At 62.7% G+C, this 16,564-nt stretch carries 17 protein-coding genes and 2 pseudogenes; 4 read left to right on the top strand and 15 right to left on the bottom strand.

Annotated elements, in window-relative coordinates; all coding sequences use genetic code 11:
• Positions 1–72: 72 nt before the first annotated feature.
• Positions 73–1,050, bottom strand: a complete 978-nt coding sequence (locus tag BVER_RS19220; protein ID WP_050454667.1) for an ATP-binding protein — start codon at positions 1,048–1,050, stop codon at positions 73–75.
• 157 nt (positions 1,051–1,207) lie between these two features.
• Positions 1,208–2,143, bottom strand: coding sequence for a LysR family transcriptional regulator (locus BVER_RS19215; protein WP_050454666.1), 936 nt, complete (start codon positions 2,141–2,143; stop codon positions 1,208–1,210).
• A 66-nt stretch (positions 2,144–2,209) separates the two neighbouring features.
• Here BVER_RS19215 and BVER_RS34245 point away from each other — a divergent pair, with 66 nt between their 5' ends.
• Positions 2,210–2,785, top strand: a complete 576-nt coding sequence (locus tag BVER_RS34245) for an alpha/beta fold hydrolase (protein ID WP_232316664.1) — start codon at positions 2,210–2,212, stop codon at positions 2,783–2,785.
• Positions 2,786–3,063: 278 nt separating this feature from the next.
• On the opposite strand, the pseudogene BVER_RS19205 reads toward BVER_RS34245, so the two are convergent.
• Positions 3,064–4,039 (bottom strand): annotated as a pseudogene (locus tag BVER_RS19205) (GlxA family transcriptional regulator).
• 116 nt (positions 4,040–4,155) lie between these two features.
• On the opposite strand from BVER_RS19205, the gene BVER_RS19200 reads away from it, so the two are divergent.
• On the top strand, positions 4,156–4,791 hold the full coding sequence (locus BVER_RS19200; RefSeq protein ID WP_050454665.1) for an HD domain-containing protein: 636 nt from the start codon (positions 4,156–4,158) through the stop codon (positions 4,789–4,791).
• A gap of 165 nt (positions 4,792–4,956) precedes the next feature.
• Positions 4,957–5,598: a ProQ/FinO family protein gene (locus BVER_RS19195; protein WP_050454664.1), complete on the top strand. Its 642-nt coding sequence runs from the start codon at positions 4,957–4,959 to the stop codon at positions 5,596–5,598.
• Between the two features lie 6 nt (positions 5,599–5,604).
• On the opposite strand, the gene BVER_RS19190 is transcribed toward BVER_RS19195, so the two are convergent.
• The 11 genes and pseudogenes from BVER_RS19190 to BVER_RS19145 form a co-directional block, all read right to left on the bottom strand.
• Positions 5,605–5,970 carry a hypothetical protein gene (locus tag BVER_RS19190; protein ID WP_157056133.1) on the bottom strand — a complete coding sequence of 122 codons (366 nt, stop codon included), beginning with the start codon at positions 5,968–5,970 and terminating at the stop codon, positions 5,605–5,607.
• 28 nt (positions 5,971–5,998) lie between these two features.
• Positions 5,999–6,202 carry a hypothetical protein gene (locus tag BVER_RS19185; RefSeq protein WP_050454670.1) on the bottom strand — a complete coding sequence of 68 codons (204 nt, stop codon included), beginning with the start codon at positions 6,200–6,202 and terminating at the stop codon, positions 5,999–6,001.
• A gap of 120 nt (positions 6,203–6,322) precedes the next feature.
• Entirely contained in the window at positions 6,323–7,039 is a 717-nt protein-coding gene (locus BVER_RS19180) for an oxygen-binding di-iron domain-containing protein (RefSeq protein WP_050454662.1), read from the bottom strand.
• Positions 7,036–7,638 (bottom strand): DUF6875 domain-containing protein, encoded by a 603-nt coding sequence (locus BVER_RS19175; protein ID WP_198155305.1) that lies wholly within the window; start codon positions 7,636–7,638, stop codon positions 7,036–7,038. Before BVER_RS19175 ends, BVER_RS19180 begins: the two co-directional genes overlap by 4 nt.
• Positions 7,639–7,799: 161 nt before the next feature.
• Positions 7,800–8,750: an ATP-grasp fold amidoligase family protein gene (locus BVER_RS19170; protein WP_083452257.1), complete on the bottom strand. Its 951-nt coding sequence runs from the start codon at positions 8,748–8,750 to the stop codon at positions 7,800–7,802.
• A 234-nt stretch (positions 8,751–8,984) separates the two neighbouring features.
• Positions 8,985–9,545 (bottom strand): sensor histidine kinase, encoded by a 561-nt coding sequence (locus BVER_RS35715; protein WP_502255029.1) that lies wholly within the window; start codon positions 9,543–9,545, stop codon positions 8,985–8,987.
• A pseudogene (locus BVER_RS35710) lies at positions 9,537–10,323 on the bottom strand (sensor histidine kinase N-terminal domain-containing protein); the annotation flags it as partial. The pseudogene BVER_RS35710 and the gene BVER_RS35715, both read right to left, overlap by 9 nt.
• 37 nt (positions 10,324–10,360) lie before the next feature.
• Positions 10,361–11,002: a response regulator gene (locus BVER_RS19160; protein WP_050454660.1), complete on the bottom strand. Its 642-nt coding sequence runs from the start codon at positions 11,000–11,002 to the stop codon at positions 10,361–10,363.
• Positions 10,999–12,306 carry an MFS transporter gene (locus BVER_RS19155; RefSeq protein WP_050454659.1) on the bottom strand — a complete coding sequence of 436 codons (1,308 nt, stop codon included), beginning with the start codon at positions 12,304–12,306 and terminating at the stop codon, positions 10,999–11,001. Before BVER_RS19155 ends, BVER_RS19160 begins: the two co-directional genes overlap by 4 nt.
• Before the next feature lie 90 nt (positions 12,307–12,396).
• On the bottom strand, positions 12,397–13,389 hold the full coding sequence (locus BVER_RS19150) for a quinone oxidoreductase family protein (RefSeq protein ID WP_050454668.1): 993 nt from the start codon (positions 13,387–13,389) through the stop codon (positions 12,397–12,399).
• A 46-nt stretch (positions 13,390–13,435) separates the two neighbouring features.
• Positions 13,436–14,434, bottom strand: coding sequence for an ABC transporter substrate-binding protein (locus BVER_RS19145; protein ID WP_050454658.1), 999 nt, complete (start codon positions 14,432–14,434; stop codon positions 13,436–13,438).
• Between the two features lie 196 nt (positions 14,435–14,630).
• Between BVER_RS19145 and BVER_RS19140 the strand changes: the two genes are divergently transcribed.
• Complete coding sequence (locus BVER_RS19140; RefSeq protein WP_050454657.1) at positions 14,631–15,311, top strand: class I SAM-dependent methyltransferase; 681 nt, start codon at positions 14,631–14,633, stop codon at positions 15,309–15,311.
• 25 nt (positions 15,312–15,336) lie between these two features.
• On the opposite strand, the gene BVER_RS19135 is transcribed toward BVER_RS19140, so the two are convergent.
• Entirely contained in the window at positions 15,337–16,353 is a 1,017-nt protein-coding gene (locus tag BVER_RS19135; protein ID WP_050454656.1) for a sensor domain-containing diguanylate cyclase, read from the bottom strand.
• Positions 16,354–16,564 lie beyond the last annotated feature (211 nt).

Here is a 16,564-nt window from a genome sequence, read left to right as displayed (position 1 = left end):
CGCCAGCTCCCGCACCTCATCTGAATATCGCGTCCCGGTGGGCTTCCTTGCCTTGCTTTCGTTTTCCATACTTCAAATCTCCATTACAGCCAAGATCCGAAGTCTCCTACATTCCCGGTGCGGTTCAACCGCCAGGTCGCCCAAGCTTTCGACGCGAGTGATCTCGAGATCGGCTGCGGACTGGCGCAGCGCCTGAACGATGATAGGCAATTGTGTATCCGGCGCCAGATCCGAAGGACTATCCCGCAGTGACACCAGTGCCTTCAGCAGTTCCTCGGGCCGGCTCCCGAGTTCCTGAAACGCGTGGACCGCCGCCGGCAGCGTCGGTGACCGCGCGCCCAGTTGCTCACGCGTTTGAGCCAGCACATCGGCGACATAATCCTTGCCGAGCAGAGGGAAAGGCTGCGACCATGCGCCTTGAAACGCCTGATTGCCGCGAAGCACCATCTCTTGCACCTGCGCCCGGTGCGAGCCCGTGCCGATGATGTAAAGCTTCCCCGGCATGTCGGGGCTCAGGTTGACCGCGTCCCGCGCGGCCTTCAACGCCAGCAGCAGCTCGTTTCCGGTTGCAGTGCCCAACGCATGCTGAATTTCGTCGATGATGAGCACGACGTTCGTCCGAGTCTTCTCGACCAGCTCCGTGAAGACCGTCGCCAACGTCGGGCCGACAGGCTTGCCGATCTGATCCAGTTTGAAGCCGAACTTGAATCCCGCACCGCCGACGTCGATCGAAGAGACGCGTTTGAGTTGACGTGCGACACGACCGAAAAGATCGGAAGCAGGCGTTTGCAGGTCCTTGACGGTCTGCTGGACGGCCGTGATCACGAGGTCTGCGGGATTGGCCTGAGCCTGACTCCATAAGTCCGCATACACGACAATGGCGCCATGCTTTTGTAGTGCGGGCATCAGATCCTGCCGCACAAAGGTGGTCTTGCCGATCCGGCGCGGCCCGGACAGGAAGACGCCTGCCTGTAGCTGCGCATCCAGGCCGCGCGGATACAGAATCTGCTGGGCCATCTCTTCGGCGAGTTGCGTACGGTGATAGGCCATAGCGACTTATCTCAAATTATTTATCTGGGATAATTATCCTCCTCAAATAATTTTTCGTAAATCCTCGAATTGTCTGATTAATAACGTACGTGGACTTGGGCGCGCGGACGTGGCTCTTTCCAGCGACTCGACATTCGCACGGTACTTGCCTTCGCCATCAAGCACGCTTGTTGCCGTCCCACTGTGGCTCATCACCAAACGCCTCCCCCAGATAATCCACAAATCGGCGCACCTTAAACGGTATCTGTCGTGCGCTCGGATAGACCGCCTGGATCACCAGTTCCGTCGCACGGTAACCCGGCAGCAGCGCCACGAGCTCGCCCCGCCGCAGATGCTCCCCAAACACGAACGTCGGACCATACGCGATGCCCGCGCCCGCCAGCGCAGCCGACAGCAGCATCTGCGTGTTGTTGGCCGCCATCCGCACGGGCCCTTCGATGACATGCGCGCGATTTTTCGCATCGAACAAGGTCCAGTCGCCTGCGGACACGGCTTCGCTGAAGGCGAGTCTCGGCGCCTGAAGCAGATCGCGCGGCTTGCACGGCGTGCCGTGCCGCTCGATGTACGCACGCGATGCACAGACGACCATCCGGCAAGGAGCGATCCGGCGCGTCACCAGCGCCGGATCTTCCAGTCGACCAATACCTTCCAGTCGACCAATACGGATGGCGACATTGATACCCGCATCGAGCAAATCGACATAACGATCCCCGAGCACGACATCGACATTCACCTGCGGATAATCCTCGATATAACGCGCCACGACTTGCCCCAGATGCATCGCGCCGAACGTGACAGGCGCGGCCACGCGCAGCACGCCGCGCGCCGTGGCGTGCGAATCGCTGGCCTCCCGGTTGGCATCGTCGAATGCATCGAGAATCTGCTTGCTGCGCGCATAGTAAGCCTGGCCCGTTTCCGTCAGGCTCAGGCGCCGCGTCGTGCGTTGCAGCAGCCGCGCATTCAGACGCGCCTCGATCTCGCTCACATGCTTGCCGGCCATCGCCGGCGAAAGTCCGAAACGCCGCACGGCCGCCGCGAAGCTGCCTTCTTCCACCGCTGCGACGAACACACCGAGACTCGTTAGTCGGTCCATGTCTTCACCTTGATTCGATACCCGAATTATCGACTGTCGCCAATCGACGGGCAATTATCAAATCACATGCACGGCTCTACGATGACGTATCCGACCAACGAGGAGCACAACATGGACACGATGGACAAGCTGGACATCGAAACGAACGGTACGCGGATTCACGTCGCGCAGCGCGGCAGCGGCGCGCTTGCACTGGTCTTCCTGCACTACTATGGCGGCTCGTCGCGCACGTGGGACGAGGTGGCGAAGGCACTGCCGGACCGTTACCGCCTCGTGGCCACCGATCATCGAGGCTGGGGCGATTCCGATGCACCCGCGCATGGTTACCGTATAGCGGACCTGGCGAACGACGCCGAGGGCGTCATCGACGCGCTGGATTTGAAGCGCTACGTGCTCGTCGGCCATTCGATGGGTGGCAAGGTCGCGCAACTCATCGCCTCGCGGCGGCCGACGGGACTCGAAGGTCTCGTGCTGGTCGCGCCGTCGCCACCCTCGCCCATGCTTTTGTCGGACGAGGAACGCGCGACGCTGACGGGCGCGTATCGATCGCGCGAATCGGTCGAGTTCGTCATCGACCACGTCCTCACAGCGAAGCCACTCGATGCCGCGTGCCGCGCGAGCAAGTCATCGAGGACAGCCTGAAGGCCGCGCCGCAAGCGAAGGCCGCGTGGCCCGACATCGCGATGCGCGAAGACATTACCGCTGAGGTGGCGTCGATCGACGTGCCGACCATCGTGATCTCAGGAGAGCGGGATCAGGTGGATCGCGTCGCGACATTGCAGGCCGAACTGCTGCCGCGCATCCCTCAAGCGACGATGCACATCCTGCCCGGCACCGGCCATCTGTCACCCGCTCGAAGCACCGGACGATGTCGCGCGGATCATTGCAAGCTTCGTCGCGGCGATAGAGGACCAAGCCGTTCAGTGACGGCCCGCGCTCCTGCGATATTCCGCCGGCGTCACGCCGACGTGCTTGAGAAAGGCTCGTCTCAGCACGTCCGGATTGGCGCGAATCCGCATTTCGCGGCGACCTGTTTGGGCGCGTCGCCGCTCGATTCGATCAGACGCCGGGCAACCGCCACGCGCGCGCCCTCGACCCACGCCGCCGGCGTCACGCCGACTTCCGCCTGAAACAGGCGCGCAAAATGGCGCGGGCTCAATCCGGCACGCGCCGCGAGACTGCCGCCGCGAGACTGCTCACGCTATGGTCCAGCTCGGGACACGCGGCGACCAGTCTCTGCACGTCCTGCAATGCCGAACGGCCCATCGGGTGCGCGTGCCCCTTGCGGCTGAATTGCATCTGGCCGCCCAGTCGTCTGAAATACATCACGAGTTGGCTTGCGACGCGCATCGCAAGGTCGCGGCCGAGATCCTCTTCCACAAGGGCCAGCGCGAGATCCAGACCAGCCGTCACGCCGGCTGCCGTGCGCAGCCGTTTATCGCGCACGTACAGCGCATCCGCTTCGATCGTGACGTCCGGATAACGATGCGATAACTCGTCCACCGACGACCAGTGGGTCGTGATCCGCTTCCCCTTCAGCAATCCCGCTTCCGCCAGAACGAATGCGCCGGTGCACACCGAGCCGAAGCGTCTGCAGGTCTTCGTGGTCGCGATCAGCCATGCGCGCAGCTTGTCCGAAACAATCAACGATGACGCATGAGGCGCGCCCGCCACCAGAAGCGTGTCGAACTTCGTGACGCGCTCGCCGGCCACTTCGTCGGGGACCATCCGCACGCCGGACGAACTCGTCAGATGACCCCGCGCGGTCGCCACGACCTTCAGCACGTATTCGTCGCGGCCCGCTTCGATGTTCGCCTGTGCGAAGACATCCAGCGGACCGGATACATCGAGCAACTGCACGCCCGGCATCGCGAGCATGGCAATGGTCCTCGCCATCAGAATCTCCCTGAGTCCGGATACGGCGCGAAATGGCAGAAATCGGCGTTTCACACCGATCGCTGCCAATTCTACACCGTTCCACAATAAAGCTCTTGTTCACACAGGAGTCGGTCATGGATATCAATGGCATCGCTATTCCGGACAGCAAGCTCGCCCGCGAAATCACCGAATTCGTCCGCGATACGGAAACGGAACTGCTCTTCAATCACTCCAGCCGGGTGTATTACTTCGGTGCGCTCACGGGGAGCGAACGCGGCCTGAAGTACGACCCGGAATTGCTGTACGCCGGCGCGATGTTTCACGACGTCGGCCTGATGCCGTCGTACAGCAGTCGCCACGAGCGATTCGAAGTCGATGGCGCGAACGCGGCGCGCGACTTCCTGAAGCAACGCGGCATCGGCGCGGCCGATATCGACCTCGTATGGACATCGATTGCGCTGCACACCACGCCGGGCATTCCGCAGCACATGCATCCGGTGATTGCGCTGGTCACGGCGGGCGTCGAGATGGATGTGCTCGGTCTGACGTACCAGCACTACAGCGATGCCGAGCGGGAGGCCATCGTGCACGCGCATCCGCGTACCGAGCACTTCAAGGAGGACATCATTCAGGCGTTTTACGACGGCATCAAACACAAACCCGATTCGACATTCGGAAACGTGAAGGCGGATGTCATCGCGGACAAGGAGCCGTTATTCAAGGCGGGCAATTTCTGCTCGATCATTCGTCACTCGCCCTGGCGCGGATAACGCTCGTCCACGCGTCGCTCGCCTGTCATGTTGCAACCGCAAAACATGAATCAAACAATAGGGTCTCGATGGAAACCCACGCCATTTGAAGAACCCGACGCCCATCCAACGCCGCTGCCTCCGCACGCTGTTAAAATGACGGCCCGTTTTTAACAAGGAGCCGTGATGGGCTTCGAACAACTCGCTGCGCTGAAATCGCAACTCGCCGCGCAGGCCAAGCGTGACCGCGCCCAGCATGAAAAGGCCAAGCCGGAAAAAGCTACGCACGCCAAGGCGAAGGCGCAGACGAAAGCGCCGGACGATCAGGCAAGGAAAGCCGCGCGTCCGGACCGGCCGCAGCGGCCGCCACGTCCGCAGCGCCCGGCAAACGAGCCGGCACAGCCGCCCGTGGACCCGGTCGTCCACACCATCGGCAAGCTGCAGAAGAAATTCCCGCTTGCGTTTCCGAAGAATCCCGCGCCGAAGTTGCCGCTCAAGGTCGGCATTCTCGAGGAGCTTCTGACGCACGCAGCAGACTTGCGCCTCACCGAGCGCGAATTGCGCGATGCCATCGCGGTCTGGTGCCGTGGCAATCGATATCGCGCGTGTCTGGTGCAAGGCGCGGCGCGCGTCGATCTGCTGGGCCAGCCTGCGGGCGAAGTGTCGGCGGGAGAAGCGGCGCACGCGCGGCGCTCGGGCAGCAAGCGTCCGGCTCAGCCGAAAGCGGAAGCATCACCGCAGGCCGAGCCCACGACGACGACGACCGCGACGACTACGGCGCCCGCCACGCCCACGACTCCGGACGACACCGCCACGCCGCCCGCGTAACCGGTATCAGTCTTCCTTGCGCGGCTCGACGCCGGTTTCACCGTAGGCGCCGGGTCGCCCGCGCCGTGCGATCGGCGGCCGGCGCCGCCGTAGCGTGTGCATCGCCCGGACGATATCGGCGCGCACGTACCACGGCCACCATGCCATATGGAAGCACCAGAGAATCCACGCGCGGATGCCGAACTGCCAGCGCAGATCGATCCCGTCGCGCGGAAAATCGCGCAGCGGCCGTTCGCCCAGACACGCGACGCCGATGCACATCCACATCGCCGCGAACAGGCGCGTCGTGACCGAGCTGGCGCAGGCAATGCTCAGCACGGCAAGCGGCAAACAGATTTCGACCGCTGAACGAGACCTCGGGCGCGACTTCATCACGGACGTCCTGGCTAGAGCATGAGTGTTACGCGGCGCGCCGGTCGTGCTGGTCGATCCACAAGCGCGCCCAGCGCGATGCATAAGCAATGGCGTGGTCTGCTTCGAAAAAATAATCGAGCGCATCGAACGCGAACGACGACGCGTGGTTCTCGATGATCAGGTTCGCCGCATACAGGCCGCTGGGCAGCGCATGCGCGGACGGTTCCACTTTGTATCCCTTGTATCGCATGAAATATCCATGAACGCTTGCCGGACGAAATCGTCCGGAGCGGTTCATGCTATGACGTGCGATGCATCGCGCCAACGAATGCTTTGGCCTTAGTTAATCAGGCGCGACGTGCATTGATCATCAACTCGCGACAACCGCGCGATGCGTTTCGCAATGCTCGATCAGCCCATCGATGGTTTCCGGAATGTGCGTGCGGATCGGCGCGCCGTGCATCGGGAAAATCGATTCGATATCGTATTTGCGGATCTTTTTCAGCGCGCTCGCCAGATGTTCGAGCGACGGAATATAGCCGGATTTGTCGATCGAACCGACGATGTTGTCGAGCGTGCCGCCCTCGCCGTCCACCGGTCCGTAGCTCATGAAGATATCCGACGAGAACAGCGCCTTGAGCCGCGGCACGTAGACCACCAGCGAATCCCACTGATGCACATGCTTGGCGTGAATCGGCACGACGACTTCGCCGTTGATGGTCACGGGCGTCTCGTCCTTCAGTATCTTCGTCTTGACCGAAAAGATATCCGATAGCGCGTGCGCGCAGATCGGATGCGCATACGCGACCAGCGCCGCGTTGTGCGCCATGAAGTCCGGCAGCGCGCCCATTTCGTCGGATTCGAAATGCGGCACGATCAGACTCGCGACCGAGGCGATATCGAATCCCGCGCCCTGCAAATTTGTCTTCAGTTGCGGAAAATCGGCGCGCATGCCGGTGGCGATCGCGAGCAGACTACCGGTCGGCGTACGCACGAAAAACTGCGAGAAAGCCAGATCGAGCTTGTCGATATACGTGCTGTTGCGGAAGACGTCTTCGCCGAAAGCGTCGATACGCGACGTGTTCATTTGTTGGCCTCTCTCGTCATCTCGAACTGCCGGAGCGCGCTGCTGCCGCGACTGCCGAACTTGTCGAGGTAAGTGCGCAGATATGACGCATCATGGTATAGAAACGCGACGTCCGTGGGAACCATATTGCGGATCGCGAGCAGCGGCACCGGCGTGCGCAGCGGCCGGAAATCCGGGTTCCACAAACCGGGTTCGTCACAATCCTGAAAGAACTGGCCGACCATCAGATGCCGTTCGACAAACAGCGGTTTGAGCGCGCGCTGCACGGACTGAACCGCGTGCGCGGCATCGTCCAACTGCGTCGGCACGATGATCCGGCAACGGTAGATGTCCGCGCGATCGCCCTGCTCGAATTCCGTCAGATGCTGGCGCATGTCTTCTTCGAGGCTGTCCGTATCGACGGAGGCGTTTCTGAAGAATTCGATCGCGTTTTTGGTGACGGCGGTTTTGGCGAACGGACACACATCGCCCGCGCGGCCGAGTTCGGCGTGAGGCGAGCACAGGAACTTGCCGATCCACGCGACGATCTCGCGGAAGGCAGGATCCGACGACGCCTCTTCTAACGACAGACGCTCCGATTGCGACGGCTTCCCAAGCATGATCGGCCTCGTGATGACGCTTTGCATCAACGTAAAGTGCGTTGGAAAAGGCAAAAGCGCTCCCCTGCTCCGGCGCTTGCGCGCGAGCTATCGGTGAATGCCTGCCCGAACGCGCGGCGCTCGTCGGCGTCGCGCGCGGCGGTGCGTGTGTCGTGTGTGGGTTACGCGCCGCCGTGCATCTGTCGGATCAGCCTCCCCCATTCCAGGTCGTAGTGAGCCGGCGTGATCTTCGTGAGGCCCGCGCCCGGCGTGAAGGTGAGTTCGCCGAAGTAGACCGCGTCGCCGACGACGTAGAGATCCACGCGCACATAGCCCAGTCCGTCCGCGAGACGCGTGGCGATATCCACGACCTTGTCCCAGTTGGGCAGACGCGGCGCGGCTTGCGCGCTACAGGCATAGTGACCGAGCACGATATCGAGCCGGTTCCATTGCGGATCGTAGAAATCGTGACGTGGCGCGCCGAAGCGATCGGTGATCACGCCCGTATAAACCAGCGCGCCATTCGGACCGTGTCCGAAAATATTCAGCTTGAGATCGGCCGGCACGCGGCCGTTGCCGTCCGAAAGCAATTGCTCGAAATACACGCGCCGCTCGATGCCCTGATAATGCCGCTCGCGCGTCGCGCGATAGAAGTCGGTCGCAAGCCATTCGTCGGCGAGTCGCTTCAATTCCTGAAACGACGTTTCGGTTTTATTCCAGATTACCTTCACAAAACCGCAACCGTGATTCGCCTTCGTCACGAAAGCATTCGGTAACGCATCGAATACGTCTTGCGTGAATACGTCCGGCGTCGCGATCAAAGGAATCAGATGCGCGTCGCCAATTTTCGATTTGACGTAGTCGCGCACCAGCAGTTTATCGGTAAGCGTCGTCCAGCGTGGATCGGGAAACAGGCAGCGATGCAGGATGATTTCGTTGAACGTGGCGGGCTGCGTCACGTTCGGCCAGCGTCCGACGCGGCGCAAATGCAGCAGGCGCAACAGCAAGCCGTCGGGAAGCATTTTTCGCGCAGTACGGAAAAACGACTTGCTCAGGCTCGTGCCGACGCCGTGCCCGGCTTGCTCGGGCCGCGCCGGTATCGTCGATTCCATCAGATGCGCGGGACGGGTCATTCCCTTTCTCCATGACGACGACGGCCAGGTCACTCGAAGCATCGCTAAGCGTCGACCTGGGAAGCAATATTGGAAGCAAATCGATGGGGCGTCGTACAGCAGATCGTAAGGCTGACGCGTTTTAACGCGTCTTAAGGTGCCTAAAGACTCGACTCGGCTCGCTGACTATAGCTCAGAGCAATAAAAAATATTCGAATAAAAATTGGCATGCTTATTCGATTTATTCGAATGCAATTAATAATTGTCATCTGGCCGTGGATAAATCGTCGCGGCCTTGAGCGTTACGCTGAACTTGGCACCTGAAGGCGATGCATCGCCGATGACGATCGTGCCGCCATGCGCCCGCACGATCTCGCGCGCGATCGCGAGACCCAGCCCGCTGCCCTCTTCCTCCGATGCGTGGAAAAACGCTTCGAAGACGCGTTCGCGCAGCGCGTCCGGAATGCCCGCTCCTTCGTCGATGACGTCGATGCGCACCGTGTTGTCCACGCGCGCCGCTTCGACGGTCACGTGCGACCCTTTCGGCGAATAGCGGATGGCGTTGTCGACGAGATTCGATATCACGGCGGACAACAAAGGCTCGCTGCCCGACACGACCAGCGCATCGGCAAACGACACGGCCAGTTCGATATCGCGCCGGCTCGCCGCGAGCGCGAGCTTTTCGATCGCGCGCGTGATGACGGCTTTCAGATCGACGGCTTCGCCTTGAAACGCGGTGTAATCGGCGGCTTCGGCCTGCGCGAGCATCAGCAACTGGTTGATCAGCGCGACCATCGCGCGGTTGCTGTGATGCATCGCCAGCAGCGTTTCGCGCACGTCGTCGAGACTGTTCTGACGGCGCGCGTACTGAAGCTGTGATCCGAGCAGCGTCAGCGGCGTGCGAATCTGGTGCGCGGCATCGGCAATGAAACGGCGCTGCGTCGCGGTCTGCCGTTCGATCGTATCGAGCGATGCATTGAAGGCCGCGACCATCGGTTGCAGTTCAGCGTGGAGATCGGTCGAATCGATGCGCGCGCGGCTTTGCAGCGGATGCGCGGAAAGGCCGTCGGTCAGGCGGTCGAGCGGCCGCAGTTCGAGCGCGAGCCCCGCGCAGATCAGCAGGATCGCGACCGCGATGCTGCCGAGGATATAGACGAGTTGCGGCTTCCACAGCGACGCGATCAGCGCATCGCGCGCGCTCAGCGTGCGGCCCACCGAGACGATCAGCCGCACGGTGCGGCCGGCGTCGAACATCGGGCGTTCGAGCGAGACCGCGCGGATCGGCAGATCGCCGACCTGCGCGTCGTACCACTGCGGGCGACGCGCCCAATCGCGTGCGCGGAAAATCCGACGTGCCCGCGATCACCGCGCCGCCCGCGATTTCCACGCGATAGAACACCTGATCGCCTTCCGGCGTGCCGACGATCTGAATCGTGCTCGGCGAAATCGACGCGACCAGATCGTTGCCCTTCCAGTTCACGTCGGCGGCCATCACGCGCGCCGCCGCGAGCAGCGCCGCGTCCTGCAGCAAATCGGCGGTGCGCCGCGCGTTGGCGTGCGTGACCCAGGCGGCGATCAGGCCGAACACGGTCATCGGCACGATCAGCCAGAGCAGCAGCCGCGCGCGCAGACTACGCTTGCGGCTCTTCATGTTCCAGCAGATAACCGAGCCCGCGCAGCGTGATGATGGCCGCCGTGCTGCGCTCGATTTTCTTTCTGAGCCGCGAAATATAGATTTCGATGGCGTCCGCCAGCACGGTCTTCGATACGGTGCGGCCGGTTTGCAGGATCAGCGCTTCGAGCACGGCGTGCTCGCGCGGCGTGAGCATCAAGGCGTCGTCGCCGATAAAGAACTGCCGCCGGTCCATGTCGTACAGCAAGGTGCCGCAGCGCAGGCGATTCGAACGCACCGGCGCGTGACGTCGCGCCAGCGCCTTGATGTGCGCGACGAGCTCGCGATCGTCGAAGGGTTTGACGACGTAATCGTCCACGCCGTCGCTGAGACAAATCACCTTCTCGCCTATATCGCCCGTTGCGGTCAGAACGAGCACGGGCGTGTCGTTCGCGCCGTCGCGCATGCGCCGCAGCACCGCCTTGCCCGACATGCCGGGCAAGTTGAGATCGAGCAGCACGACGTCGTAGCGCGTGCCGGCGAGCGATGCCTCGGCCGCTTCGCCATCGAGTACGTGATCGACGAGGAAGCCCTCGTCGGTCAGCGTTTTCGCGAGCCAGTGCGCGAGTTGACGGTTATCTTCGATAAGCAGAAGTTTCATTGCTCGGGAACGCCTTGCCACCTGTAGCCGTTGCGGGCCTCGCGCGAGCGATACAGCACCAGCGTCGCGATCGCGCCGCACAGCGCGGCCGCGCCCATCCACGCACCGGGCGCGGCCTTGTCGCCCGTGAAGTGGATCAGCGATGTCGAGATCGCCGGCGTGAAGCCGCCGACCAGCGTCGCGAGACTGTAGGCCATCGAAAAACCGGTCGTGCGCACATGCGCGGGCATCAGCTCGGTCAGCGCAACGACCATCGCACCGTTGTACCACGCATAGAGCACCGAGAGCCACAATTGCACCAGCAGCAGACGCTCGAAGGACGGCGCCGCGACCAGCCATTGCATCGCCGGATAAGAGGTCAGAATCGTGAGCACGGTGAAGATCAGCAGGATCGGGCGACGGCCGACGCGATCCGACACCGCGCCGGAAATCGGCAGCCAGATCAGATTCGATATGCCGACGCACACGGTCACGATCAGCGAATCGATCGACGAAAGGTGCAGCACGTTCTTGCCGAAGGTCGGCGTGTAAGTCGTGATCAGATAGAACGATGCCGTCGTCATCACGACCAGTCCCATGCCCGCGACGATCAGCCCGGCGTTCTGCAGCATCGACATCATGATCTCGCCCATGCGCGGATGATGCTTGCGCGCGGCGAATTCATCGGTCTCGCGCAGCGTGCGGCAAATCAGGAACAGAAACGGCACGATCAGGCAGCCGACCAGAAACGGAATGCGCCAGCCCCACGCGGTCACGTCGGACGGCGGCAGCGTCTGGTTGAGCAGCACGCCGAGCGATGCCGCGAAGATCACCGCGACCTGCTGACTGCCCGACTGCCACGAACAGAAGAAGCCGCGCTTGCCGGGCGTCGCGATTTCCGCGAGATAGACCGATACGCCGCCCAGTTCGACGCCCGCCGAAAAGCCCTGCAATAAGCGGCCGAACAGCACGATCACCGGCGCGGCCAGCCCGATCGTCGCGTAGCCCGGCACGAAGGCGACGCATGCGGTGCCGACGGCCATCAGCGTCAGCGACAGAATCAGGCCCTTGCGGCGGCCGTGCCGATCGACATACGCGCCGAGCACCAGCGCGCCGATGGGACGCATCACGAAGCACGCGTCGAACACGGACAGCGCGAGCAGCAGCGAGACGAATTCGTTTTCCGCCGGAAAGAACGTGTGCGCGATGGCGCTCGCATAGTAGGCGTAGACGGTGAAGTCGTACATCTCCAGGAAATTGCCGCTGACGACGCGGAAAACCGAGCGCAGCGGCGATTCGGTACGGCTTTTAGTATCGGATGTCATGTGGTCCTCTGAGGTCTGAGGGACGAGTTGCATCACCGGCGAGGCGTGTGCCGCGCCGGACAAAAATCGGATGAGCGAAAAAAGTGCGCGTTACGCGGCGATATCCATCACCGCCTTGCCCGACTGGCGACGTTCTTCTAGCGCGGCGTGCGCGGCTTCGACGTTGTCCATCGTGTAGCGGCCGTTGATCTCGACTTGCAGCGCGCCTTGCCGGATCGCGGCGAATACGTCGTTGGCGCGGCGCTGCACGGTGGCGGCATCGGCGAGGTGATCGGCCAGACGCGGACGCGTCAGAAACAGCGAGCCGGCTTCGCCGAGTTCGTAGGGATCGAGATCGCGCATCGGGTCCGTCACCGAGCCGTAATTGACGACCAGACCGCGCACGCGCGTCGCGCGGAAGCTGTCGCGCAAGGTGGTCTTGCCGACGGCATCGAACACGACGTCGACGCCCCGGCCATCGGTGAGATCGCGCACGCGATCCGCGAAACCGCCGTTCTCGTAGAGCAGCACATGATCCGCGCCGCGCGTGCGGGCGATCGCCGCCTTCTCGGGCGTGCTCGTCGTCGCGAAGACTTCGACGCCGCGCCGCTTCGCCAACTGCACCAGCAACTGGCCGATACCGCCCGACGCCGCATGCACGAGACACGTCATGCCGGCTTCGAGCTTCGCGACGTCATCGAGCAGATAATGCGCGGTCGAGCCCTGAAAGATCGCGGCGGCCGCGACGTCGTACGCGATGCCCTCCGCGATGCGCGCGAGCCGCGCGGCGGGCACGATCGCATAGTCCGCATACGCGCCCCACGCGATGCACCAGGCGACGCGATCGCCCGCGCGGCACGAACTCACGCCCGCGCCGGTCTCGACCACTTCGCCCGCGCCTTCCATGCCCAGCGTGCACGGAATCCGCACGGGATAGGTGCGCGAATCGCGATACTTGCCCTGTCGCGTGTGCACGTCCATGAAGTTGATGCCCGCCGCGACGACGCGCACCAGCACCTCGCCCGGTCCGGGACGCGGCACGTCGATCTCGACGCGGCGCAGGACTTCCGGGCCGCCGTATTCGTGAATCCGGATGGCTCGCATGAGCATCTCTGTCTCCTTTCCTTCGATGTTGTTCCGGCGACGCGTTTTACTGCGCCGCGTCGACGAAGCGGTCGGTCCAGGTGCGCGTCAGATCGACATGCCGTGGCGAGACATCGGCATCGACTTCGGCGACGATCGCAAGCACGGCGGACGGCGCATCGGCGGGCATGCGGCCGGTCGGCGAGAAACTTGCCTTCATGCCGGCCAGCGCCTGCCGATAGATGGCCGCATCGCCGCCCTTGAGCGCGTCCGGCATCGCCGCTTCGATCTCCTGCTCGCTGTGCGTGCCGATGAAACGCAAGGCCTGGCGCACGGCGCGCACGAGCCGCGTCGTCTCGTCGGGATGCGCGTCGATCCATTCGCGACGCATGTAGATGCACGCGCCCACGTAAGCGCCGCCCAGTTGCGCGCGCGTGTCCGATGCGCTGCGCAGATCGACCAGCGGCCGCGCGATGCCGCGCGAAAGCAGTCGCGTGACGGTCGGCTCCTCGGTCATGCCGGCATCGACCTCACCCGATGCGAACGCCTGTTCGAAAGCGTTTTCGGTGGCGAGCGGCGTGACGGTGTAGGCATCGGCGGGCACGCCCGCGCGCGTCGCCAGATAGCTGGTCAGGACATACGTCGACGAGCCGAAGCCGGTCACGCCGAGCTTGCGTCCGCGCGCGTCGGCCATCGTATGCATGCCGCCCGTGCTGCGCGCCAGTTCGATCAGCCCCGCCGATTGCCCCAGCACGATCACCGATTGCACGTCCATGCCACGGCTCTGCAAGCCGATGGTGTGATCGTAGTAACCGACCGCGCCCTGCACCGCGCCCGCGACGAGCTCCGTCGAACTGTCGATGCCCGCCGGCGACGACACCACGCGCACATCGAGCCCTTCGTCGCGGAAATAGCCGAGTTGCGCCGCGAGCATCACCGGCAGATAGATCAGCTTGGCCGCGCCGCCGGTCATCAGCCGGATCGGCTGCGCGTGAGCCGCCTGCGCCGCGTACAGCGCGACGGCACAGACGAGCGCACGGGCAAACGGTCCTGCGTGAAGCGGCATCGAATGTCTCCTGGCGTGGCTTGGGTATGGGAGGGAGTATAAAAAACGACCACTTCTGAATGCTTTCCGCCGCGAAGCTGTTTTCTACGTAGTTTCCCGGTTTTACACGCCGCTTAGCGGGCGCGTTCGAAGCACGGTAGACTGATTCGTCTGCGTAAATTGAAAGCCTTGATTGCCTTTACCGACCGGGGGTGGAATGCAGCACGACGCACGAACGAATCTGCTGGCGATGATCGATGATCCGTCGATCAGCGCGCGCATCGACGCCGAATGGGACAGCGTTTCCCGCGATTACGAAGCGGCCTATGCCGCCATGCCGATCAAGTTCATGGAGCGCACGGAGTTGTCGTTCCATCCGTTCGTTAAGCTGCTCGGCTATCTGTGTCTCGACGTCGAATCGCTGAGCGGCGATGTCGTCGAGATCGGCGTGTGGAAGGGCAAATCGCTGGCCTTTATGAAACGCTTCGCCGGCGAGGAGACGAAGTTCATCGGCATCGATCCGTTCGAACTGCGCGGGCAGGAGCAGGAAATGGCGTATTTCCACCAGACGCTTTTGCCCACCAGCCAGTTGATCAAGGGCTACTCGCAATTCGCCATCGCGACCGCGCTCGGCTTTTCCAAGCAGTTCAAGATTCTGCATATCGACGGCGGGCATATGCGCGCGCACGTCTGGTCGGACTTTCTGCTGTACGAGCGCTTTGTCGTGCCGGGCGGATATATCGTGTTCGACGATTATGGCGACGTGCAGTATTCGCCGGAAGTCGGCCCCGCCGTCGACGAGATTCAGAATGCCGGGCTGTTCGCGGATTACGACATCATCGGCCAGCCGCCCGGCTATGAAAACAGCTACGTGCTGAAGAAGCGCGCGGTCGCTTGAGCGGAGTCAAAGCAGTCGGACGATCTCAGTTCGACTGCGCCGCCAGCTTCTTGCGCTCGCGCTTGGTCTCGTACATGGCGGTATCCGCGAGCGCGATGGCCTGATCCATCGTCACGAAGCACACGGCGACCGCGCCCACGCTGAGGCCGCAGTACTTCACTTCATCGTGCTCCGACACGAACGATCCGCTGACGCAATCCATGATGCGCGCGCGAATCTGCTCCGCCGCGCGATTGGTCGCGTCGAAGTCGGTCAGGCCCGGTCCCACGAACGCGAACTCGTCGCCGCCGATGCGCGCGAGCATGTCGGTATCGCGCGTCACGCCGGCGATGCGTTGCGCGCAGTTCTTCAGGAGTGCGTCGCCCACGACGTGGCCGTATTTGTCGTTGACGCGCTTGAAGTCGTCGAGGTCGATCATGCCGACGATCACATACGAGCCGTCGCGTCCGGCGCGCGCCAGCAAGCGGCCGAGTTCGTCCTGCAAGGCGCGGCGATTCGGCAGGCCGGTGAGCGCATCGGTCAGGGCGAATTTGGCGAGATATTCGTTGGACCGGCGCACTTCGCCGAGCAGGCGCTCGCGCTCGATATGCTGCGCGATGATCTTCGAAAACAGGTTGAGCGCGCTGCGGGCGCGCGGCCCGATCGACTTGCTGCGTTTGCTCGCCGCGCACAGCGTACCGATGATCGAACCGTTGCTGGCGCATACCGGCGCGCTCGCGTAGGTTTCGATGCCGAGCGCCTTGGCCGCTTGCGAATCGGCCCAGATTTCGCTGATATTGGATGTGAAACGCCGCCCTTCTTCGATGCAGCGTTTGCAAAGCGTATCCGACCACGGCACTTCGAGCCCTTCGTCGATCCGCAATTCGCCCGAGTTGCGCGCGTAATCGACCGACTGAATGCCGGCGGTTTCATCGATGGACGTCAGGTAGACAGACTCTAGCCCGGTGACGATTTCGAGCATCTCGAGTAGCGGCCGCGCAAGCTTTTCCAGGCTATCCGCCGATGCCACCGATTCCGAAAGCCGCTCGAGCATGAATTCCATGACTGCCTCTTCCCTCGTTTGATTTTGGATATGCATTGTAGCGAGGAGTGCGCGCTTTACTAAGACAAATGAAATTCGATGATGTAAATAGTCTGGCCTGCAAAATTGAATTTGCCGGAATGGACCCGACGACGCAGTCTGGTGCAGACGTAAACGCACATCTCAGCCAGGTCTGCAGCGCACGAGTAGAGGTTGAGGCATGACGTTGAGC

It is taken from the genome of Candidatus Burkholderia verschuerenii (genome assembly GCF_001189365.1).
Taxonomy (GTDB): domain Bacteria; phylum Pseudomonadota; class Gammaproteobacteria; order Burkholderiales; family Burkholderiaceae; genus Caballeronia; species Caballeronia verschuerenii.
This window is presented reverse-complemented; position numbering and strand designations above follow the sequence as displayed.